Source organism: Curtobacterium sp. MCPF17_050 (assembly GCF_003224435.2).
Lineage (GTDB): Bacteria > Actinomycetota > Actinomycetes > Actinomycetales > Microbacteriaceae > Curtobacterium.
The window spans coordinates 2,779,253-2,802,205 of the sequence record NZ_CP126250.1; the positions used below are offsets into that span (position 1 = coordinate 2,779,253).

Below are 22,953 nucleotides of genomic sequence, written 5' to 3' on the forward strand. Positions count from 1 at the left end.
AGTGGACGCGAGCCCCACACGCGTAAAGGTGTGGGTAAAAAGTGTGTGTCAAGTCTTCGGCTTATTAGTACCGGTCAGCTCCACGGGTCGTTAGTCCCCGCTTCCACATCCGGCCTATCAACCCAGTAGTCTGCTGGGAGCCTCTCACACTCAAGGTGCATGGAAATCTCATCTCGAAGACGGCTTCCCGCTTAGATGCTTTCAGCGGTTATCCGGTCCGAACGTAGCTAATCAGCGGTGCCCTTGGCAGAACAACTGACACACCAGAGGTTCGTCCATCCCGGTCCTCTCGTACTAGGGATAGATCTTCTCAAATTTCCAACGCGCGCAGCGGATAGGGACCGAACTGTCTCACGACGTTCTAAACCCAGCTCGCGTACCGCTTTAATGGGCGAACAGCCCAACCCTTGGGACCTACTCCAGCCCCAGGATGCGACGAGCCGACATCGAGGTGCCAAACCATGCCGTCGATATGGACTCTTGGGCAAGATCAGCCTGTTATCCCCGAGGTACCTTTTATCCGTTGAGCGACAGCGCTTCCACAAGCCACTGCCGGATCACTAGTCCCGACTTTCGTCCCTGCTCGACCTGTCAGTCTCACAGTCAAGCTCCCTTGTGCACTTACACTCGCCACCTGATTGCCAACCAGGTTGAGGGAACCTTTGGGCGCCTCCGTTACTCTTTGGGAGGCAACCGCCCCAGTTAAACTACCCATCAGGCACTGTCCATGAACCCGATCAGGGTCCTACGTTAGACATCCAAAGTGACCAGAGTGGTATTTCAACAATGACTCCACGAACACTAGCGTGCCCGCTTCACAGTCTCCCACCTATCCTACACAAGCCACTCCGAACACCAATACCAAACTATAGTAAAGGTCACGGGGTCTTTCCGTCCTGCTGCGCGTAACGAGCATCTTTACTCGTAGTGCAATTTCGCCGAGTTCGCGGTTGAGACAGCTGGGAAGTCGTTACGCCATTCGTGCAGGTCGGAACTTACCCGACAAGGAATTTCGCTACCTTAGGATGGTTATAGTTACCACCGCCGTTTACTGGGGCTTAAATTCAGAGCTTCGCCGTGAGGCTGACCCTTCCTCTTAACCTTCCAGCACCGGGCAGGCGTCAGTCCGTATACATCGTCTTGCGACTTCGCACGGACCTGTGTTTTTAGTAAACAGTCGCTTCCCACTGGTCTCTGCGGCCTTCAACGCTCACGGAGTGAATCCGGTCACGTGTCCGGCCCCCCTTCTCCCGAAGTTACGGGGGCATTTTGCCGAGTTCCTTAACCACGATTATCTCGATCTCCTTGGTATTCTCTACCTGACCACCTGAGTCGGTTTCGGGTACGGGCGGCTGCAACCTCGCGTCGATGCTTTTCTCGGCAGCATAGGATCACTGATTTCCCCTGACGGGTACGCGTCGGATCTCAGGCGTACAGACGACGGATTTGCCTATCGTCAGCCCTACATCCTTACACCAGGTTCACCTTACGGATACCATCGCCTGGCTCAGCTACCTTCCTGCGTCACACCTGTTCATACGCTAACCGCACCAGCATGGGGTCGAGCGTTAGACCGGCCCGTCTCACCCCGAAGGGATCAACAAGTGCCGGGTTAGGACTCTTAGCACCACTGGATTAGCTTGGGCGGTTGTTCGCCGGTACGGGAATATCAACCCGTTGTCCATCGACTACGCCTGTCGGCCTCGCCTTAGGTCCCGACTTACCCAGGGCGGATTAACCTGGCCCTGGAACCCTTGGTCTTTCGGAGGACGGGTTTCTCACCCGTCTTTCGCTACTCATGCCTGCATTCTCACTCGTGTGGCGTCCACGGCTGGATCACTCCGCCGCTTCACTCGCCACACGACGCTCTCCTACCACTCCGCACGACTGAACCACGAAGGCTTGTCTATGTGCGAAATCTACAACTTCGGCGGTGTGCTTGAGCCCCGTTACATTGTCGGCGCGGAATCACTTGACCAGTGAGCTATTACGCACTCTTTCAAGGGTGGCTGCTTCTAAGCCAACCTCCTGGTTGTCTGTGCAACTCCACATCCTTTCCCACTTAGCACACGCTTAGGGGCCTTAGTTGGTAGTCTGGGTTGTTTCCCTCTCGACGATGAAGCTTATCCCCCACCGTCTCACTGCTGCGCTCTCACTCACCGGCATTCGGAGTTTGGCTGACGTCAGTAACCTGTTGAGGCCCATCGGCCATCCAGTAGCTCTACCTCCGGCGAGAAACACGCAACGCTGCACCTAAATGCATTTCGGAGAGAACCAGCTATCACGAAGTTTGATTGGCCTTTCACCCCTATCCACAGCTCATCCCCTCCATTTTCAACTGAAGTGGGTTCGGTCCTCCACGACGTCTTACCGTCGCTTCAACCTGGCCATGGATAGATCACTTCGCTTCGGGTCTAGGACATGCGACTGAATCGCCCTATTCAGACTCGCTTTCGCTACGGCTACCCCACACGGGTTAACCTCGCCACATATCGCTAACTCGCAGGCTCATTCTTCAAAAGGCACGCCGTCACCCCTACAAAGGAGGCTCCGACGGTTTGTAAGCAAACGGTTTCAGGTACTATTTCACTCCCCTCCCGGGGTACTTTTCACCTTTCCCTCACGGTACTTGTCCGCTATCGGTCATCTGGGAGTATTTAGGCTTATCAGGTGGTCCTGACAGATTCACACGGGATTTCTCGGGCCCCGTGCTACTTGGGATACACATCCGGCCATAACACCATTTCGTCTACGGGGCTGGCACCCACTACGGCCCGGCTTTCAAACCGGTTCGACTATGATGCGCTGTAACCGTCCCAGTCCGGCAGAACTGAGCGACGTGTCCCACAACCCCGACCATGCAACGCCCGCCGGCTATCACACATGATCGGTTTAGCCTCATCCGTTTTCGCTCGCCACTACTCACGGAATCACATGTTGTTTTCTCTTCCTGTGGGTACTGAGATGTTTCACTTCCCCACGTTCCCTCTACCCGCCCTATATATTCAGGCGGGAGTCACCAGGTCGACAAGTCGCCTGGCGGGGTTTCCCCATTCGGAAATCCTCGGCTCACAGCTCGATTATCAGCTCCCCGAGGCTTATCGCAGATTTCTACGTCCTTCTTCGGCTCCAGATGCCAAGGCATCCACCGTTTGCTCTTAGAAACTTGACCACAAAGATTAAAATTGCGATCCAACGCCATGTTTCACGCCAACCCGAAAGCCGACGATCATCGATGACGCGAATCTAAAGATGCTCGCGTCCACTGTGTAGTTCTCAACATACGATCGGCACCACACTCCACCAGACACAACGCCTAGCCTCATGCAGCCCACCGAAGGACCTTGCGGCCCAACCCCCAACCACCGAACCCGCCTCCAAAAGAGACAACCCGACGATCAGGAAGCCTGGTCCCTCAGGACCCAACAACGTGCACCAGCCAACCCGCTTCCCCCCGACCCGTTCCAACCCAGACACCTCACAAAGAGACACCCGAGCGTACTGAGACCAGAAGACGCGCTCCCGACTGCACTGTCAATGTTCCACCCATGAGCTACCCGTCGGACACGTTCGGTCCGAACCGGGCGCCTGGACCAGCAACCAACCCACCACGACGGTGAGCAGCACTGACCAGATGCTCCTTAGAAAGGAGGTGATCCAGCCGCACCTTCCGGTACGGCTACCTTGTTACGACTTAGTCCTAATCACCGATCCCACCTTCGACGGCTCCTTCCACAAGGGTTAGGCCACCGGCTTCGGGTGTTACCGACTTTCATGACTTGACGGGCGGTGTGTACAAGGCCCGGGAACGTATTCACCGCAGCGTTGCTGATCTGCGATTACTAGCGACTCCGACTTCATGAGGTCGAGTTGCAGACCTCAATCCGAACTGAGACCGGCTTTTTGGGATTCGCTCCACCTTACGGTATCGCAGCCCTTTGTACCGGCCATTGTAGCATGCGTGAAGCCCAAGACATAAGGGGCATGATGATTTGACGTCATCCCCACCTTCCTCCGAGTTGACCCCGGCAGTCTCCTATGAGTCCCCGGCATAACCCGCTGGCAACATAGAACGAGGGTTGCGCTCGTTGCGGGACTTAACCCAACATCTCACGACACGAGCTGACGACAACCATGCACCACCTGTACACCGACCACAAGGGGGCGACCATCTCTGGCCGTTTCCGGTGTATGTCAAGCCTTGGTAAGGTTCTTCGCGTTGCATCGAATTAATCCGCATGCTCCGCCGCTTGTGCGGGCCCCCGTCAATTCCTTTGAGTTTTAGCCTTGCGGCCGTACTCCCCAGGCGGGGCGCTTAATGCGTTAGCTACGACACAGAAACCGTGGAAAGGTCCCTACATCTAGCGCCCAACGTTTACGGCATGGACTACCAGGGTATCTAATCCTGTTCGCTCCCCATGCTTTCGCTCCTCAGCGTCAGTTACGGCCCAGAGATCTGCCTTCGCCATCGGTGTTCCTCCTGATATCTGCGCATTCCACCGCTACACCAGGAATTCCAATCTCCCCTACCGCACTCTAGTCTGCCCGTACCCACTGCAAGCCCGAGGTTGAGCCTCGGGATTTCACAGCAGACGCGACAAACCGCCTACGAGCTCTTTACGCCCAATAATTCCGGACAACGCTTGCACCCTACGTATTACCGCGGCTGCTGGCACGTAGTTAGCCGGTGCTTTTTCTGCAGGTACCGTCACTTTCGCTTCTTCCCTACTAAAAGAGGTTTACAACCCGAAGGCCGTCATCCCTCACGCGGCGTTGCTGCATCAGGCTTTCGCCCATTGTGCAATATTCCCCACTGCTGCCTCCCGTAGGAGTCTGGGCCGTGTCTCAGTCCCAGTGTGGCCGGTCACCCTCTCAGGCCGGCTACCCGTCGTCGCCTTGGTGAGCCATTACCTCACCAACAAGCTGATAGGCCGCGAGTCCATCCCCAACCAAAAAATCTTTCCACCACCAGGCCATGCGACCAGTAGTCATATCCAGTATTAGACGTCGTTTCCAACGCTTATCCCAGAGTCAGGGGCAGGTTACTCACGTGTTACTCACCCGTTCGCCACTAATCACAGGAGCAAGCTCCTGATCATCGTTCGACTTGCATGTGTTAAGCACGCCGCCAGCGTTCGTCCTGAGCCAGGATCAAACTCTCCGTAAAAAATTACAACCAACACCGAAGTGCCAGCGAGTTGATCTTGACTGTTGACTGTCTACTGACAATCTTCAATCCAAAAGGAATTGCTTCATGACCCGACCGGTAAAAAACCGACCAGGCACGAGGTCAATAAAATTGGCATTGACAATGTGCACGCTGTTGAGTTCTCAAGGACCAGACGCACTCCCCACTCCACACCACCAGGATGCTTCGCCAGAGAGGCTGTCGCTCTCGATCCCACCGATGTCGTCGAACCCGCCAACACAAAACGTGCAGTCAGATCCAGTGGCTCATCCCGAAGGAGAGAACCGGTGGAGTAGTCATCCTAAGCGTCGAAGCGACCCAGCACAAGGCCAGATCTGAACTCCAGTGGAGGATGGTCCCACTTGAGGGCCGACGTGCTCTGGGCTTCCGCTCCAGCCGCTCCGCCGCACCTTTGGGGTGACGAGGGATTACTTTACGCAGCCCCCACACCCACCACCAACCCACCCCACATCCCGGGCGTGTCACACCATGCAACACCGGTGCCGCTCCCCGGGACGCCGAACGCCCGGCCCCTCTCGGGACCGGGCGTCGGGAGTGGTCGGGACCGGCTGCGTCAGCCGAGCGTGACGCCGGCCAGCGTCTTCTTCCCGCGACGGAGGACGAGCACGTCACCCGGCATGGCCAGGGACGCCAGCGTCGCGGCCGCGTCCTCGGCACGCTCGTTGTTGACGTAGACGCCACCTTGGTCGACCGCACGCCGTGCTTCACCGAGGGACTTGACGAGTCCGGTCTCCACGAGGGCTCGCGCCACATCGGCATCCCCGCCCAGCGACACCGTCCCGGGCAGCTCGGCGATCGCGGCGCGCAGGGTGTCGGCGTCGAGCGCGGCCAGGTCGCCGTTCCCGAACAGCGCTGCCGACGCGTCGATCGCGGCCTGTGTCGCGGCCTCCCCGTGGACCAGTGCGGTGACCTCGAATGCGAGGGTGCGCTGGGCCTCCCGGCGGAACGGCTCGTCGGCGACGGCCTGCTCGAGGCGCTCCACCTCGGCGCGCGGCAGGAAGGTGAACTCGCGCAGGCGCGCGACCACGTCGGCGTCCGCCGTGTTGAGCCAGAACTGGTAGAAGGCGTACGGCGAGGTCATCGTGCCGTCGAGCCAGATCGCGTTGCCCTCGCTCTTGCCGAACTTCGTGCCGTCCGAGTTCGTGATGAGCGGCGTCCCCAGCGCATGCGCGGACACGCCCTCGGTCCGACGGATGAGTTCCGTGCCCGAGGTGAGGTTGCCCCACTGGTCGGAGCCACCGGTCTGCAGCGTGCACCCGTACTGGCGGTAGAGCTCGCGGAAGTCCAGGCCCTGCAGGATCTGGTAGCTGAACTCGGTGTAGCTGATGCCGGCGTCCGAGTTCAGCCGGGCGGCGACGGCGTCCTTCTTGAGCATCGAGTTGACGCGGAAGTACTTGCCGATGTCACGCAGGAAGTCGATCGCGGACAGCGGCGCGGTCCAGTCCAGGTTGTTCACCAGCCGGACGCCGTTGTCACCGTCGGCGCTGAGGAACCGGGACACCTGGCCCTGCAGCCGTCCCACCCACTCCTCGACGGTCTCGCGGGTGTTGAGCGTGCGCTCGGCCGTGGGACGCGGGTCCCCGATGAGACCGGTCGACCCGCCGACGAGCGCGAGCGGCTTGTGCCCGGCCAGCTGCAGTCGACGCATGGTCAGCAGCTGGAGCAGGTTCCCGCAGTGCAGCGACGGGGCGGTCGGGTCGAACCCGCAGTAGTAGGTCACCGGTCCGGCGTCGAGGGCCTCTTGCAGTGCGGTCTCGTCGGTGGAGACGTGCACCAGACCACGCCAGCGCAGTTCGTCCCACACCGAGGCGAAGGTGGGGTCGTTCTGCTGGCGCGTCAGGACGTCGGGATCGGTATCGCTGGACACCCCGTCATCGTACCGGCGCGCTCGGCGCCCCCTCAGCCGATGGCGCCCTTGTGCCGGCGGTACGCCGACACGGTCGGGTCGCCCGGCAGCCAGAACCGCCACGGGAACGCCGCTCCCCCGGCCACCCCGCCCACGCCGGTCCGTGGACCGCTCGCGACCAGGCCGCCGGACAGGAGGTCGTCGACGACCTGCGCCACCGGGGCGGAGGCGAGCCGGGCCTCCAGGGCGGGAGCCAACCGCAGCGTGTACGGACCGGAACCGTCGAGGACCGAGGTGCCGTCGTCCACGCCGAGGACCGCGCCGAGCGCGACGCCGAGGTTCCCCGGTCCGCGCGCGAGCGCCACGTCGGCCACGGTGGGTCCGCGACGCTCGCGGGCGACGTCGGTGCCCGCCACCACCGCAGCCCCGCGGAGCAGGGACCCGGACGACTGGCCGGCGGGGCCGCTCACGACGTTCACGCACGTGTGGATGCCGTACGACCGGTAGGCGTACAGCGTCCCGGGCGGACCGAAGAGGTGCCGGTTGCGCGCTGTCATGCCGCGGTGTCCGTGCGAACCCGGGTCGACCGCGCCCGAGTAGGCCTCGACCTCGGTGATCCGCAGGGTCACGCCCTTGCCCGTGATCGTCGCGCCGAGGAGCGCTGGTGCGCACACCGGCGCGGGCTCGCGCAGCAGCGCGAGCAGCGCATCCGACGGCGTCGGCGTCGGCGTCGGCGTCGGCTCAGGGGACACGGTTCACCGGGTGAAGGGCGTCCCGGCCGCGATCTCCCGGACGGACCGGGTCAGGGCGGCGAGTTGCTCGGCGACCCGCTCGGGTGCCGTGCCGCCGACGCCCCGACGGGACGCGACGCTGCCCTCGATCGTGAGGACCGTGCGGACCTCCGGGGTGAGGTGCTCCGAGACCGCGGCGTACTCCGCGTCCGTCGGGTCGTCGAGGTCGATGCCGCGCTCCTCGCAGTACCGGACGAGCGCGCCCGAGACCTCGTGCGCGTCACGGAACGGGACACCCTGTCGGACCAGCCACTCCGCGACGTCGGTCGCCAGGGAGAACCCCTGCGGTGCGAGCTCCGCCATCCGGGCGGTGTCGAAGGACAGGGTCGCGATCATGCCGGTGAACGCGGGGAGCAGGACCTCGAGCGTCGCGACCGAGTCGAAGACGGGCTCCTTGTCCTCCTGCAGGTCGCGGTTGTACGCGAGCGGCAGGCCCTTGAGGGTGGCGAGGAGGCCGGTCAGGTTGCCGATCAGCCGACCGGACTTGCCGCGTGCGAGCTCGGCGATGTCCGGGTTCTTCTTCTGCGGCATGATGCTCGACCCGGTCGAGAAGCCGTCGTGGAGCCGGACGAAGCCGAACTCCTTCGTGTTCCAGAGGATGACCTCCTCCGCCAGGCGGGAGACGTCGATGCCGATCTGGGCGAGGACGAAGGCGAACTCGGCGACGACGTCGCGAGCGGCGGTCGCGTCGATCGAGTTGTCGGCGGGCCGGTCGAAGCCCAGCTCCTGCGCGATGGCGGCCGGGTCGAGTCCGAGCGAGCTGCCCGCCAGCGCACCGGCGCCGTAGGGGCTGACGCTCGCGCGGCCCGCCCAGTCGCGGAGCCGCTCGAGGTCCCGCACGAGGGGCCAGGCGTGCGCGAGCAGGTGGTGCGCGAGCAGGACCGGCTGCGCGTGCTGCAGGTGCGTCCGGCCGGGCATGATGGCGCCCTCGTGTTCAGATGCCTGCTGGCTGATCGCGTCGACGAGGTCGATGACCATCCGGCCGATCCGACGGCCGTGGTCGAGCGTGTGCATCCGGCCGAGGGTCGCGATCTGGTCATTGCGGCTGCGGCCAGCGCGGAGCTTCCCGCCCAGCTCCGGGCCGACGTCGGCGATGAGCAGGCGCTCGAGTGCGCCGTGCACGTCCTCGTCGGACTCGTCCGGCTGCAGGGAGCCGTCGGCGTGCGCGTCCTCGAGCCGGTCGAGGCCGGCGAGCATCCGCTCGAGTTCGTCGGCCGTCAGGTACCCCGCCACCTGCAGCGCCCGGGCGTGCGCGCGGGAGCCGGCGATGTCGTAGGGCGCCAGCTGCCAGTCGAAGTGCGTCGACTTCGACAGGGCGGCGAGTTCCGCGCTCGGACCGTCCGCGAACCGGCCACCCCACAGGGCGCCCGTGTTCGTCGCGTCGGTCTTGCTGCTGCTGTCGTCCGGCCGGGAGGCTCGGGGGGCGTCCGTCATGAGGGTCCTGCGTCGTCTCGGGTCGGGTCGGGTCGGGTCGGGTCGGTCGGGGGTTGGTGCGGTCCGGGCGGTGCGCCTGCCGGGCCGACGGCGACGGGACGGGCACGTGCCGCGCCTCCCGTCCGGCGAGGACGGCGGGACCGATCGGTCCCGCCGTCCTCGGTCGCTCAGTTCGCCAGGTCGCGGCGGGCGGAGATCTTGCTCGGCAGCGACCACAGTTCGATGAAGCCCTTGGAGAGCGACTGGTCGAACGTGTCACCGGTGTCGTACGTGGCGAGGTCGAAGTCGTAGAGGCTCTGCTCCGAGCGACGACCGGTCACCGTGGCACGACCGCCGTGGAGCTGCATGCGGATGTCGCCGGACACGTACTCCTGCGTCGAGTCGATGAAGGCGTCGAGGCTGCGCTTCAACCCACCGAACCACAGGCCGTCGTAGACCAGGTCGGCCCACTCCGACTCGACACCGCGCTTGTAGCGGTTGACGTCGCGCTCGAGGGTCAGGCTCTCGAGCTCCTCGTGCGCGGCGATGAGCGCCATCGCGGCCGGGGCCTCGTAGACCTCGCGCGACTTGATGCCGACCAGGCGGTCCTCGACGACGTCGATGCGGCCGACGCCGTGCTTGCCGGCGAGGGCGTTGAGTTCCTGCACGACGCGCAGGACGCTGAATCGCTGACCGTCGATCGCGACCGGCACACCCTGCTCGAACGTGATCGTGACCTCGTCGGCCTCACGGTCGACGGCGGGGTCCTGCGTGTACGCGTACAGGTCCTCGATCGGGGCGTTCCACGGGTCCTCGAGGAACCCGGTCTCCACCGCGCGACCCCAGACGTTCTGGTCGATCGAGTACGGCGACTTCTTGCTCTGCAGGATCGGCAGGTCGTGCTCCTGCGCGTAGACGATCGCCTTGTCACGGGTCAGCGCGAGGTCACGGACCGGGGCGACGCTCGTCAGGTCGGGGGCGATCGCGGCCACGGCGGCCTCGAAGCGCACCTGGTCGTTGCCCTTGCCGGTGCAGCCGTGCGCGACGCTGTCCGCGCCGAGCTGCTTCGCCGTGGTGGCGAGGTGCTTCGCGATGAGCGGCCGGCTCAGCGCCGAGACGAGCGGGTAGCGCTTCTGGTAGAGCGCGTTGGCCTTGAGGGCCGGGACGAGGTAGTCGTCCGCGAACTCGTCCTTCGCGTCGATGACGACCGACTCCACCGCGCCGCAGTCGAGCGCGCGCTGACGGATGGCGTCCATGTCCTCGCCGCCCTGGCCGACGTCGACGGCCAGCGCCACGACCTCCTTGCCGGTGGCGTCCTTGAGCCAACCGATCCCGACGGAGGTGTCGAGCCCTCCTGAGTACGCGAGTACGACGCGGTCTGCCATGGGTTCTCTCCTGTGTGGTGGTGGTTGTCAGTTGCCGGGGGTCGCCACGTCTGCGGCGGTCGCCCCGTCTGCGGCGGTCGCCCCGTCTGCGGCGGTCGGGGCGTTGGCAGCGAGGAGCCAGGCGAGCAGGGCCTTCTGGGCGTGCAGGCGGTTCTCCGCCTCGTCCCAGATGATGCTGCGCGGTCCGTCGATGACCTCGGCGGTGACCTCGTAGCCGCGGTCGGCGGGCAGGCAGTGCATGAACACGGCGTCGTCCGCGGCGTGCGCGAGCAGGTCGTCGTCGACGCGGTACCCGGCGAAGGTGGCGAGCCGCTGCTGCTTCTCGTCCTCCTTGCCCATCGAGACCCAGGTGTCGGTCACGACGACGTCGGCACCCGCCACCGCGGCGACCGGGTCGGTCACGACGAGCACGGACCCGCCGGTCTCGGCGGCGCGGTGCTCCGCGTCCGTCACGACCTGCGGTGCGGGCGAGAACTCGACCGGTGACGCGACACGCACGTGCATCCCGGCCGTCGCGCAGGCGAGCAGGTACGACTGCGCCATGTTGCTCGCGCCGTCGCCGACGAACGCGATGGTCTGCCCGGCCAACGCGCCGCGGTGCTCGCGGATGGTGAGCAGGTCGGCGAGGAGCTGGCACGGGTGGAAGTCGTCGGACAGCGCGTTGACGACCGGCACCGTGGTGCTCGCCGCCATCTCCTCGAGCCCGGCCTGGCCGTAGGTGCGCCAGACGATCGCCGACACCATGCGCTCGAGCACGCGGGCGGTGTCGGTCGGGGTCTCCTTGCCGCCGAGCTGGCTGTTCGCGGTCGAGATGATGAGCGGGCTGCCGCCGAGGTCGCTGATGCCGACGTGGAAGGACACCCGGGTGCGGGTGGACGACTTGTCGAAGATCACGGCGACGCTCTGCGGACCGGCGAGGGGCTTGGCGCCCCACCGGTCGCGCTTCATCTCGACGGCGAGGTCGAGGATCGCGGACTGCTCGGCCTGCGTGAGGTCGTCGTCCCGGAGGAAGTGGCGGGTCATGCGGAGGTCTCCTGGTCGGCGCCCTCGACGGCCGCCATGCTCTGGGCGAGGATCGCGAGGAACGCGTCGATCTCGGCGTCGGACACGATGAGCGGCGGCGCGATGCGCAGGCTCGACTCGTTCGGTGCGTTGATGATGAGGCCGCGCTCGAGCGCGGCGGCCGACACCGCGGCGGCGACCGGGCGACGGAGGCCGACACCGATGAGCAGGCCGCTCCCCCGGACCTCCTCCACCAGGTCGGAGCCGAGTGCGGTGATCCCGGTGCGGATGCGCTCGCCCTTGACGACCGCACCGGCCACCAGGTCCGCGCGCTCGATCTCGGCGAGCACCGCGTTCGCGACGCGGGTGCCGAGCGGGTTGCCGCCGAAGGTCGAGCCGTGCTGGCCCGCCGAGAACAGGTCGGACGCCCACCCGAAGGTCACGAGCGCCCCGATCGGGAAACCACCGGCGATGCCCTTGGCCACCGTGATCGCGTCCGGGACCACGCCCGTGTTCTGGAAGGCGAACCAGGCGCCGGTGCGGCCGATGCCGGTCTGGATCTCGTCGAGGACGAGCAGTGCACCGTGCCGCTCGGTCAGGGCCCGCGCGGCCTGCAGGAAGCCCTCGGGCAGGTCGACGACGCCGGCCTCGCCCTTGATCGGCTCGAGGATGAGCGCCGCGACGGTGTCGTCGACCGAGCGCTCGAGGGCCTCGATCGACGTCTCGATGTGCTCGACGCCCGGGATCATCGGCAGGAAGTCCTGCTGGAGGGCGGGCTTGCCGGTGAGCGCGAGCGCGCCCATGGTGCGGCCGTGGAACGCCTGCTGCAGCGCGAGGATCTTCGTCTTGCGACCGTCCGCGCCGCGGTTCAGCCGAGCCAGCTTGAACGCCGCCTCGTTGGCCTCTGCGCCGGAGTTGCCGAAGTACACGCGGCCCGCGTCGCCCGCGCCGGAGATCCGCTTGAGGCGTTCCGCGAGCTCGAGCTGCGGCGGCGTCGCGAAGTAGTTCGACACGTGCACGAGCTTCGCTGCCTGGTCGCTGATCGCCTCGACGAGCGCCGGGTGGGCGTGGCCGAGCGAGTTCACCGCGATGCCGGCGAGGAAGTCGAGGTACTCGTTGCCGTCGACGTCCCACACCCGGCAGCCCTCGCCGCGCTCGAGCATGATCTTCGGCGGGGTCAGGGATCGCATGAGCGACGCCCCGAACCGGTCGTTCCAGGTCTCGGTCTGCGTCTCGGTGCTCACCGTGCTGTGCCCTTCTCGTCGTCGTGCGGAGTCGTGGAGTCGTCGTCGCGTCGGGCGACGTGCTGGCCGCCCCGGACGTCGTCGTGGCCGCTGCCCGGAGCGTGGACCGCCGCGCGTCGGCCGATCTCGGCGTGGGTGTTCTGGTTCTCGGTCCGCCGGCTCGGGTCCGGGATGACCTCGGTGCCGGCGCCGCGGAGGGTGAAGACCTCGAGCAGGATCGAGTGCGGGATGCGGCCGTCGATGATGGTCGCACCACCGACACCGCCGACCACGGCGTCGAGGCACGCGGTCATCTTCGGGATCATCCCGGACTCGAGCGACGGCAGCAGCTGGCGGAGTTCCTCGACCGCGATGAGGTCGATGATCGAGTCGCGGTCCGGCCAGTTGCGGTACAGCCCGGGCACGTCCGTCAGCATCATCAGCTTCGACGCGTTCAGCGCGATCGCGAGTGCGGCCGCCGCGGCGTCGGCGTTCACGTTGAGCGCCTGGTCCGGGTGGGCGTCGTCGATCGCGATGCTCGACACCACCGGGATGCGGTCGGCACGGATCGCGGCGAGGACCCCGGACGGGTCGACGTGGGTGATGTCGCCGACGTGGCCGAGGTCGAAGTGCTCGCCGTCGACGACGACGCCCTTCTTCTCGCCGGTGAACAGCGACCCGCCGTCGCCGAACACCCCGACGCCGAGGCCGTCGCCGTGCTCGTCGATGAGGTCGACGATCTCGCGGTTCACCTCGCCGGCCAGGACGTCGCGGACGACCGTGATCGCCTCGGTCGTCGTGACGCGGTAGCCGCCGCGGAACTCGGACTGGATGCCCTGCTCCTTCAGCGCCGCGGAGATCTGCGGACCGCCCCCGTGCACGACGACCGGGTGCAGGCCGGCGTACCGGAGGTAGACCATGTCCTCGGCGAACGCCCGCTTGAGGTCGTCATTCACCATCGCGTTGCCGCCGAACTTGACGACGACGATCTTGCCCGAGAACCGCTTCAACCACGGCAGGGACTCGATGAGGGTCGCGGCCTTGACGGTCGCGAGCTCGTGCTCTTCTTCCTTCGAGAGGTCCGCGTCGCTCATCAGCTGGAGTACGCGCTGTTCTCGTGGACGTAGTCGTGCGTCAGGTCGTTCGTCAGGATCGTCGCCGCGGCCGTGCCGACCCCGAGGTCGATGAGCACGTGCGTGTCCCGCGGGCTGAGGTCGACGTCGTCGCTCGGCTGGTCCGGGGCACCGGCGTGGCACACCCGCACCCCGTTCATCGACACGTCGACCGCGTACGGGTCGAACTCGGCGTCGGTCGTCCCGATCGCGGCGAGCACCCGCCCCCAGTTGGGGTCGTTGCCGAAGACCGCCGCCTTGAACAGGTTGTTGCGGGCGACGCTCCGGCCGACCGTCACGGCCTCGTCCTCGCTGACCGCGCCGACGACCTCGATCGTGATGTCGTGCGCTGCGCCCTCGGCGTCCTGCTGGAGCTGGCGGGCGAGGTCGGCGCAGACGCCGGTCAGGGCCTGCTGGAAGGTCTCGGCGTCGGGGGTCGTGCCCGAAGCACCGGAGGCCATGAGCACGACGGTGTCGTTCGTGGACATGCACCCGTCGGAGTCGACGCGGTCGAAGGTCACGCGGGTCGCCGCGCGCAGGGCCCGGTCGAGCTCGTCCGCGGGCAGTGCCGCGTCGGTGGTGATCACCACGAGCATCGTCGCGAGGCCGGGTGCGAGCATGCCCGCGCCCTTCGCCATCCCGCCGACCGTCCAGCCGTCGACCGAGACGACGGACTGCTTGGGCTTCGTGTCGGTGGTCATGATGGCAGCCGCGGCGTCGGGTCCGCCGGCACCGTCGAGGGCGTCGGCGGCGAGCGTCACGCCGCGGAGCACGCCGTCGCGGAAGGTCTGGTCGCCGACGCCGATGAGCCCGGTGGAACACACGACGACGTCACCCGCTCCGATGCCCAGCGCGTCGCCGACCGCCTCAGCGGTGAGGTGGGTCGTCTGGAAGCCGAAGGGACCCGTGAAGCAGTTCGCGCCTCCCGAGTTGAGGACGACGGCACGGGCGATGCCGTCGCCGACCACCTGGCGGGACCAGATGACCGGGTGCGCCTGCGCACGGTTCGTGGTGAAGACGGCCGCCACGGCGTCCGAGGGGCCGTCGTTGACGACGAGCGCCACGTCCGGCTTGCCACTCGTCTTCAGGCCGGCGGTGACGCCGGCTGCACGGAAGCCGGCGGCGGCGGTGACGCCCTGCAGGGCGCCGTCGGTCGCCGGGAGGCCCGTGGTCGCGTCGGCGCTGTCGTTGCGGTCGGTCACGGGGCGACTCCGTCCACGCTGAGGCCCAGGGTCTCGGGGAGCCCGAGCGCGATGTTCGCGGACTGCACGGCGGCACCGCCGGTCCCCTTGGCGAGGTTGTCGAGTGCGGAGACGGCGACCACCCGGCCGGCGGCCTCGTCGACCGCGATGCCCACGAGGGCGGTGTTCGCCCCGATGGTGTCGGCCACCCGGGGGAAGACGCCCTCGGGCAGCAGGTGCACGAAGGGCTCGTCGGCGTAGGCCTGCTCCCAGGCGAGCCGGACGTCGTGCGCGGTCACCCCGGGGGCGAGCCGAGCGGTCGTGGTCGCGAGGATGCCGCGGGCCATCGGCACGAGGACGGGCGTGAACGAGACACGGACGTCCGACGCACCGGCCACGCGGAGGTTCTGCTGGATCTCCGGGACGTGGCGGTGCTTCCCGCCCACGGCGTACGCGCTGGCGGACCCCATGATCTCCGCCGCCAGGTAGGTGGACTCGAGCTTCTTGCCGGCACCGCTCGGTCCGACGCTGAGGACCGCGACGATGTCGTCCGACTCGACGAGGCCGGCCTGCACCCCGGGCTGGATGCCGAGCGTGACCGCGGTGACGTTGCACCCGGGGACGGCGATCCGCTTGGTGGCCGCGAGTTCGGTGCGCTGTCGGCCCTGCGGCACGATGTCGTCGACGTCCCGCCACTCGTCCGCGGCACCGGGGGCGGGCGGCGCGTGCAGGAGCTCGGGCAGCCCGTAGGTCCAGGCGCCGTGGTACTCGCCGCCGTAGAACGCGGCCCACGCGGCCTCGTCCGTCAGCCGGTGGTCGGCGCCGCAGTCCACGACGAGCGTGTCCGCGTCGAGCTCCGCCGTGATCGCGCCGGACTGGCCGTGCGGCAGGGCGAGGAACACCACGTCGTGCCCACGGAGGTTCTCCGGGGTCGTCTCCACGAGGGTCAGGTGCGCGAGCGACCGCAGGTGCGGCTGCGTCGCGATGAGCGGCTGTCCGGCGTTCGAGAACGCCGTCACCGTCCGCACGTCGAACTCGGGATGAGCGGAGAGGATGCGCAGCAACTCGCCACCCGCGTAGCCGCTGGCACCAGCCACGGCGACGGATACGGACATGGGTTCCACCTTTGGTCGGACTGTTCGTCGAGGGAGTCGGAGGCGGCGACCCCGGGCGGTGATCCGTCGTGGATCAGTCGCGCAGGGTCGCCCCGAATCGCTCGCCGGCACGTCGGACAGCGCCGTCACGGGCCTCGGAGGCCTCGGCAGCGGTCAGCGTGCGGTCCGTGGCGCGGAAGCGCAGCGCGAACGTCAGGGACTTCTGTCCCTCGTCCAGGCCGGCGCCGCGGTAGTCGTCCACGAGCCGAGCATACTCCAACAGCTCCCCGGCACCAGCTCGCACCTCGGCGAGGACGTCGCCGGCCGGGGTCGCGACGTCGACCACGAGGGAGAGGTCCTGCGTCGCCGCCGGGTAGGAGACGATCGCCGCGACCTCGACGACGTCCGGCGCCGCGGCCACGAGGGCGTCGAGGTCGAGTTCGACGACCGCGACCACCCGGGGCAGGTCGGCGTCCGCCGCCAGCTCCGGGAGCAGCTCGCCGGCGACGCCGACGACGGTGTCGCCGACCAGGAGCGACGCCGCACGACCGGGGTGCAGCGAGGGGTGGGTCGTCTGCGCCACGGTGAGCTCGACCCCGACCGCCCAGGCGACGGTCCGCGCGACGTCGAGGGCGTCGGCGATGCCGAACGGTTCCGCGACGACGCCCGGCTGCTTCACGACCGCGTTGCCGAGCAGGAGCGCGCTGAGGTGGAACGGCTGCGCGGGCAGGGCGGCGTCGAGCGCGGCGAGGGTCTCGGGTGTCGGACGCTGCGCGCCGACCGGTACCTCCGCGGTCCCGAGCGCGACACCCTGCTCGGGCAGGAAGACACGGGACGTCTCGTACACGGCGAGGTCGACGAGTCCGCGCGACACGTTGCGACGCGCCACGTCGACGAGGGCCGGCACGCCGCTGCGGCGGAGGTGGTCCTGCGCGCTGTCGAGCGCGTTCGCGAGCACGACGCTCGGTCCGCCGGCGGCGTCGATGCCCGGGTACGCGGCAGCGGTCGCGGCGGAGACGAACGGAGCGGTCACGACCTCGGTGAGCCCGGCGGCGGCGAGGGCTGCCGCGACCCGACGGCGGGCCTGCTGGTGCAGCGTGAGACCACGGCCGGGAGGCGCGACGGGCAGCACGCTCGGGATCCGGTCGTAGCCGACGATGCGGGCGATCTCCTCGACCAGGGAGACGTCGTCCACCAGGTCGGGGCGCCAGGTCGGCGGCGTGACGGCGAGCACGTCGCCGTCGACCTCCACCGTGGCGCCGATCGCCCGGAGCGTGTCGAGGACCTCGGCGTCGGTGTAGGCGACACCGATGAGCTCGGCGGCCCGACCGGCGCGCATCGCGACGGTCGGACGGGGGCGGTCGTCGACCAGGGTCGACCCGAGCAGGTCCGGCGTACCGCCGGCGAGGTCGACGAGGAGCTCGACGGCCCGGTTCGCCGCGGCCTCGGCGACGAGCGGGTCGACGCCGCGCTCGAACCGGCGCGAGGCCTCGCTGGGCAGCTTGTGTCGCCGGGCGGAGCGGGCGATCGACACCTGGTCGAAGCCGGCGGCCTCGATGAGGACGTCGGTGGTCGCCGCGGTGATCTCGGTCCGGGCACCGCCCATGACGCCCGCGAGACCGACGGCGCCGGCGTCGTCCGCGATGACGAGGTCCTCGGCGTCGAGCGTGCGTTCGACGTCGTCGAGGGTGGTCAGGCGCTCCCCGGGGGTGGCCCGACGGACGGTCAGGCCGCCCTGCAGCGTCGCGAGGTCGTACCCGTGCAACGGCTGCCCGAGTTCGAACATGACGTAGTTCGTGATGTCGACGGGCAGCGAGATCGAACGCACGCCGGCCAGGGTCAGGCGGGCGACCATCCACGCCGGGGTCGGCCGGGTCGCGTCGATGCCGCGGACGACCCGGGTGACGAAGGTGTGCGCGCCGACACGACCACGGATCGGGGCGGCGTCGTCCACGGTCACCGTGAAGCCGTCGCCGGTGCGCGGCAGGACCCGGTCGACCGGGTCGGAGAAGGTCGCACCGGTGGCGTGCGCGTACTCACGGGCGACGCCGCGCATGCTCATGGCGTAGCCGCGGTCCGGCGTCACGTTGATCTCGACCGCGGCGTCGTCGAGGCCGAGCAGCGCGATCGCGTCCGCCCCGACCTCGGGCTCCATGCCGAGGTCGGCGAAGCGCAGGATGCCGTCGTGCTCGTCGCCGAGGCCGAGCTCCCGTGCGGAGGCGATCATGCCGTCCGACACGTGGCCGTACGTCTTCCGGGCCGCGATCGGGAACGGACCGGGGAGCACGGCGCCGGGCAGGGTCACGACGACGAGGTCGCCGACGTCGAAGTTGTGGGCACCGCACACGATGCCGCGGGGCTCGGACTCGCCGACGTCCACCTGGCACCAGTTGATGGTCTTGCCGTTCTTCTGCGGCTCGGGCACGCGCTCGAGCACCCGACCGACCACGACGGGCCCGGTCAGGTCGAAGGTGTGCACGGACTCCTCCTCGAACCCGACCGACACCAGGGCGGCGTGGACGTGCTCGAGCGAGACGTCGTCGGGCAGGTCGACGGACTCGCCGAGCCAGCGGAGTGGGACGCGCATCAGACCACCGTTCCGAACTGCTGCGAGAAGCGGATGTCGCCCTCGAGGAAGTCACGCATGTCGTTCAGGCCGTTGCGGAACTGGAGCGTCCGCTCGATGCCCATACCGAAGGCGAAGCCCTGGTACTCGTCCGGGTCGATGCCCGCGGCGCGCAGGACGTTGGGGTTGACCATGCCGCAGCCACCCCACTCGACCCACCGCGCGCCGCCCTTGGCGTTCGGCTGCCAGACGTCCATCTCGGCGCTCGGCTCGGTGAACGGGAAGTAGTTGGGGCGGAGCCGGATCTGCGCTTCGGCCCCGAAGACCTGACGCGCGAAGTGCTCGAGCGTGCCGCGCAGGTGCGCCATCGTGAGGCCCTTGTCGATCGCGATGCCCTCGACCTGGGTGAAGACGGGCAGGTGCGTGGCGTCGAGCTCGTCGGCGCGGTACACACGACCCGGCGCGATCACGTAGAGCGGGAGCGCACGCGTGAGCAGGGAGCGGATCTGCACCGGCGAGGTGTGCGTCCGCATGAGCAGGTGCCGGTCGACCGGCTCGACGAAGACGGTGTCGGCCATCGCCCGGGCCGGGTGGTCCTGGTCGAAGTTCAGGGCGTCGAAGTTGAACCACTCGTGCTCGAGCTCCGGCCCCTCCGCGACCTCCCACCCCATGCCGACGAAGACGTCGGCCACGGTCTCGTTGAGGAGCGAGAGCGGGTGGCGCGAGCCCGGCGTCCGGCGGGACGGCAGCGCGGTCACGTCGACACGCTCCGACTCGAGCCGCGCACGTTCCTCGGCCTCGGCCAGCACGGACTCCTGCGCGGCGACCACCTGGGCCACCTGCCCGCGGGCCTGTCCGACGAGCTTGCCCGCCGCGGCCTTCTGCTCCGGCGGGACACTGCGCATCGACGCGTTCATCCGGGCGAGCGTCGACTGCTCACCGGTGTGCTCGGCACGGGCCTGCTTCAGCTCCGCGACGGTGGTCGTGGCGCGGACGGCGGCGAGGGCCGCGTCCACGGCGTCGGCGACCGCCGATTCGCTGATCTCGAGAGGTTCTGACACGAGACCCAAGCCTACCGGCCGTCGGGATACCGCCGTCCTGCACCAGGCGGACGGTCGCCGTCAGTCCGTGGCTGTGGAGGGACGGGTCCGCTGTGCGAACGCGCTCTCGTAGAGGCACACCGACGCCGCGGTCGCGAGGTTCATCGACTCGGCCCGCCCGTAGATCGGCACCTTGACCGCGCGGTCGACGAGCGCCAGGTCCTCCGCCGTCAGTCCGCGGGCCTCGTTGCCGAACACCCACACGGTCGGTCCGTCGAGCATGCCGTCGGCGCGGACGTCCGGCAGGTCGTCGCCGGAGACGTCGGCGGCCAGGATCGTGTAGCCGAGCCCGCGGGCACGCTCGACCGCGTCGGCCAGGGTCACCCCGACGGAGACCGGGACGTGGAACAGCGACCCCGTGGTCGAGCGCACGACCTTCGGGTTGTACGGGTCGACACTGCGTCCGGTCAGCACCACGGCGTCCGCGCCGGCGGAGTCGGCGGCCCGGATGATCGTGCCGGCGTTCCCCGGGTCGCGGACCTCCTCGAGGATCGCGACCAGTCCGGGCAGGGCGTCCGACGCGTCGGCGTCGACGCGGGCCTCCGCGCGGGCGTCGGGGAAGACGTCCTTCACGGACGTCGGGAACTGCTGGCACACGGCGACGACGCCCTGCGGCGTGACGGTGTCCGCCATCGCGTCGAGCACCTGCTCGGTGACGAACCACGTGTCCACGGGAGCGTCGTCCAGCCCGTGGCGCGCCGCAGCGGTCGGGGTGACGTACAGCTCACGGAGGAGCTCGGGGCGGTACTCGATCGCCTCGCGCACCGCCTGCGGCCCTTCGAGCAGGAACAGCCCGGTCTCGGCGCGGACGTCCTTCTTGGCCAGGGCGGCCACGGCCTTGACACGGCCGGCACGGGGGTTCTCGAGGAGATCGCTCACGTGCTCAGTCTAGGAACGACCCGACCCCGGGAACGACGGGACCCCCACTCCGACGGAGTGGGGGTCCCGGTGCACGGTGACGTGGCTCAGGCTGCCTTCGGCGCCGAGGTGTCGGCCGGCAGGGCCTTCTTGGCGGTCTCGACGAGCGCCGCGAACGTCTCGGCGTTGTTCACCGCGAGGTCCGCGAGGATGCGACGGTCGACCTCGACGCCGGCCAGGTTGAGACCCTGGATGAGGCGGTTGTAGGTCAGGCCGTTCGCACGCGACGCGGCGTTGATGCGCTGGATCCACAGGCGACGGAACTCGCCCTTCTTCGCGTGACGGTCCCGGTACGCGTAGACGAGGGAGTGGGTGACCTGCTCCTTCGCCTTGCGGTACAGGCGCGAACGCTGGCCGCGGTAGCCCTCGGCGCGCTCGAGGATGACGCGGCGCTTCTTGGCGGCGTTGACCGCTCTCTTCACTCTTGCCATTGATCTGTTCCTTTACGTTCCGGGACGGCTCAGTGGCCGAGGAGCTTCTTGACGGCCTTGACGTCGGCCTTGGCGAGGACCTGGTCCTCGTTGAGGCGGGCCTTGCGCTTGGCGGACTTGACCTCGAGGTTGTGGCGCATACCGGCCTGCTGCTTCATGATCTTGCCGCTGCCGGTGACCTTGAAGCGCTTCTTCGACCCGGAGTGGGTCTTCTGCTTGGGCATCGTGTGCCTTTCCGTGGGGTGGATGGGGGCCGCGCGAGCGCGGGATCGGTCTGGGAGGACCTATTCGGCCGAGGAGTCGGCCGGAGCTGCTGCGGCGGTCCCGGACGTGGTCTCGTCCGCCGGCTTGGTCTTCGCGGAGTGCTCGGAGGCCTTGCGCTCCGCCTTCTCGGCGGCACGCTTGGCGTTGAGCTCGCCCTTGACGTCCGACTTGTTCTTCAGCGGCGCGATGATCATCGTCATGTTGCGGCCGTCCTGGGTCGGACGCGACTCGACGACGCCGAACTCGGCGATCTCCTCCGCGAACTTCTGGAGGAGTCGGACACCCTGCTCGGGACGCGACTGCTCGCGACCGCGGAAGAGGATCATCGCCTTCACCTTGTCGCCACCGAGGAGGAACCCCTCGGCACGCTTGCGCTTCGTCTCGTAGTCGTGCACGTCGATCTTCAGGCGGAAGCGGACCTCTTTCAGGTCGGTGTTGACCTGGTTGCGGCGGGCTTCCTTGGCCTTCTGAGCGGCTTCGTACTTGAACTTGCCGTAGTCCATGATCTTGGCGACGGGCGGCTTCGAGTTCGGCGCGACCTCGACCAGATCCAGCTCGGCTTCCTGCGCGAGGCGCAGTGCGACGGCGATGGGGACAACGCCGACCTGCTCGCCCTGGGGACCGACGAGTCGGACCTCGGGGACGCGGATTCGGTCGTTGGTACGGGGATCGGTGATGCGGAGCTCCTTCAATCAGGTGGTGGCCGTCCGGGGCGTGTGCCCGGGACGACGGCACGAGAGAGGAGATCTGACGCACGGATCGCAGATCCGTTCGGCAGCCGCCCGACGCCGACCCTTGCGGTCCGGCCGACCGGGGCCCACGTCGTGAGCACCGGCGGAGCGGTGGTGACCCGGTAGCCTTGGTGCAGCCACGGGTGGGAGGAACTCCTCTTTCGTGACACCGTCCTGACTCCCGGAAGGATCCGGGCGCGCGGACAGCGTCTGCCGTCGGCGAGTCTAGCAGAGGAGCACCGTGACCGACACCCCGAGCAACCAGGCCCCCGGATCCGACGAGGACGGGCTCGACGGCGCGGGCGATGCCGCCAGGGACATCTCCGAGGTCCCCGCGATCGAGCTCGTCAACACCGTGGCCGTCCACCTGCTCAGTGCCGCCGCCGTCAAGGTCGGCCTGGCGGACGACCCCGAGCGACAGACCGACCTGGACGAGGCCCGCAAGCTCATCACCTCGCTCGCCGGCCTGGTCACCGCTGCGGCCACCGAGATCGGCGACCAGCACGCCCGTCCGCTGCGCGACGGGCTGCGCTCCGTGCAGCTCGCGTTCCGCGAGGCCTCGGCCATCCCGGACGCGCCGGGCAAGGGGCCGGGCGAGAAGTACACCGGTCCCGTCAACTAGCCCCGGACCTCCCCGGTCGGACCCGGGCACGGACCGGACGTGGACGGACGGGAGGCCCGTGGCTG

The 22,953-nt window shown here is 67.8% G+C and carries 16 protein-coding genes and 2 rRNA genes; 1 reads left to right on the forward strand and 17 read right to left on the reverse strand.

All coding sequences use genetic code 11. The features are described 5' to 3' along the window. Positions 1 to 44 precede the first annotated feature (44 nt). The 17 genes from DEJ34_RS13240 to infC all read right to left on the reverse strand — a co-directional run bounded on the left by DEJ34_RS13240 (position 45) and on the right by infC (position 22,227). Positions 45 to 3,172, reverse strand: a 23S ribosomal RNA gene (locus tag DEJ34_RS13240). A 473-nt stretch (positions 3,173 to 3,645) separates the two neighbouring features. After that, a 16S ribosomal RNA gene (locus tag DEJ34_RS13245) occupies positions 3,646 to 5,167 on the reverse strand. The 16S and 23S rRNA genes sit together here, the layout of an rRNA operon. A gap of 595 nt (positions 5,168 to 5,762) precedes the next feature. Beyond that, positions 5,763 to 7,076, reverse strand: a complete 1,314-nt coding sequence (gene tyrS, locus DEJ34_RS13250; protein ID WP_110911668.1) for a tyrosine--tRNA ligase — start codon at positions 7,074 to 7,076, stop codon at positions 5,763 to 5,765. A 32-nt stretch (positions 7,077 to 7,108) separates the two neighbouring features. Then, complete coding sequence (locus tag DEJ34_RS13255; RefSeq protein ID WP_258368359.1) at positions 7,109 to 7,807, reverse strand: DNA-3-methyladenine glycosylase; 699 nt, start codon at positions 7,805 to 7,807, stop codon at positions 7,109 to 7,111. A gap of 3 nt (positions 7,808 to 7,810) precedes the next feature. Continuing rightward, entirely contained in the window at positions 7,811 to 9,280 is a 1,470-nt protein-coding gene (gene argH, locus DEJ34_RS13260; RefSeq protein WP_110911669.1) for an argininosuccinate lyase, read from the reverse strand. A gap of 167 nt (positions 9,281 to 9,447) precedes the next feature. Continuing rightward, on the reverse strand, positions 9,448 to 10,644 hold the full coding sequence (locus DEJ34_RS13265; protein ID WP_110824039.1) for an argininosuccinate synthase: 1,197 nt from the start codon (positions 10,642 to 10,644) through the stop codon (positions 9,448 to 9,450). A 27-nt stretch (positions 10,645 to 10,671) separates the two neighbouring features. Beyond that, positions 10,672 to 11,667 carry an ornithine carbamoyltransferase gene (argF, locus tag DEJ34_RS13270; RefSeq protein ID WP_110900908.1) on the reverse strand — a complete coding sequence of 332 codons (996 nt, stop codon included), beginning with the start codon at positions 11,665 to 11,667 and terminating at the stop codon, positions 10,672 to 10,674. Beyond that, positions 11,664 to 12,836 carry an acetylornithine transaminase gene (locus DEJ34_RS13275; RefSeq protein WP_284180730.1) on the reverse strand — a complete coding sequence of 391 codons (1,173 nt, stop codon included), beginning with the start codon at positions 12,834 to 12,836 and terminating at the stop codon, positions 11,664 to 11,666. The genes argF and DEJ34_RS13275 overlap by 4 nt, the downstream gene beginning before the upstream one ends. A 50-nt stretch (positions 12,837 to 12,886) precedes the next feature. Next, positions 12,887 to 13,963, reverse strand: coding sequence for an acetylglutamate kinase (gene argB, locus DEJ34_RS13280; RefSeq protein ID WP_258368360.1), 1,077 nt, complete (start codon positions 13,961 to 13,963; stop codon positions 12,887 to 12,889). Continuing rightward, a complete protein-coding gene (gene argJ / locus DEJ34_RS13285; protein ID WP_110911711.1) occupies positions 13,963 to 15,123 on the reverse strand; it encodes a bifunctional glutamate N-acetyltransferase/amino-acid acetyltransferase ArgJ in 1,161 nt (386 codons plus the stop codon). The genes argB and argJ overlap by 1 nt, the downstream gene beginning before the upstream one ends. Before the next feature lie 56 nt (positions 15,124 to 15,179). Next, on the reverse strand, positions 15,180 to 16,277 hold the full coding sequence (locus DEJ34_RS13290) for an N-acetyl-gamma-glutamyl-phosphate reductase (RefSeq protein WP_110891005.1): 1,098 nt from the start codon (positions 16,275 to 16,277) through the stop codon (positions 15,180 to 15,182). Positions 16,278 to 16,350: 73 nt separating this feature from the next. Further along, positions 16,351 to 18,843 (reverse strand): phenylalanine--tRNA ligase subunit beta, encoded by a 2,493-nt coding sequence (pheT, locus tag DEJ34_RS13295; RefSeq protein WP_110911670.1) that lies wholly within the window; start codon positions 18,841 to 18,843, stop codon positions 16,351 to 16,353. Beyond that, a complete protein-coding gene (gene pheS, locus DEJ34_RS13300) occupies positions 18,843 to 19,883 on the reverse strand; it encodes a phenylalanine--tRNA ligase subunit alpha (RefSeq protein ID WP_110824424.1) in 1,041 nt (346 codons plus the stop codon). Before pheS ends, pheT begins: the two co-directional genes overlap by 1 nt. A 60-nt stretch (positions 19,884 to 19,943) precedes the next feature. Next, positions 19,944 to 20,801, reverse strand: a complete 858-nt coding sequence (locus DEJ34_RS13305; RefSeq protein WP_110911671.1) for a TrmH family RNA methyltransferase — start codon at positions 20,799 to 20,801, stop codon at positions 19,944 to 19,946. A gap of 86 nt (positions 20,802 to 20,887) precedes the next feature. Next, the gene (gene rplT / locus DEJ34_RS13310; RefSeq protein WP_110824044.1) at positions 20,888 to 21,271 is read right to left on the reverse strand and encodes a 50S ribosomal protein L20; all 384 of its coding nucleotides are present in this window, start codon (positions 21,269 to 21,271) and stop codon (positions 20,888 to 20,890) included. Positions 21,272 to 21,300: 29 nt separating this feature from the next. Further along, positions 21,301 to 21,495: a 50S ribosomal protein L35 gene (rpmI, locus tag DEJ34_RS13315; RefSeq protein WP_110824045.1), complete on the reverse strand. Its 195-nt coding sequence runs from the start codon at positions 21,493 to 21,495 to the stop codon at positions 21,301 to 21,303. A 60-nt stretch (positions 21,496 to 21,555) separates the two neighbouring features. Next, positions 21,556 to 22,227 (reverse strand): translation initiation factor IF-3, encoded by a 672-nt coding sequence (gene infC, locus DEJ34_RS13320; RefSeq protein ID WP_110824046.1) that lies wholly within the window; start codon positions 22,225 to 22,227, stop codon positions 21,556 to 21,558. Positions 22,228 to 22,507: 280 nt separating this feature from the next. On the opposite strand from infC, the gene DEJ34_RS13325 reads away from it, so the two are divergent. Further along, positions 22,508 to 22,888: a DUF1844 domain-containing protein gene (locus DEJ34_RS13325; protein WP_110824047.1), complete on the forward strand. Its 381-nt coding sequence runs from the start codon at positions 22,508 to 22,510 to the stop codon at positions 22,886 to 22,888. The last annotated feature ends 65 nt before the right edge of the window (positions 22,889 to 22,953 follow it).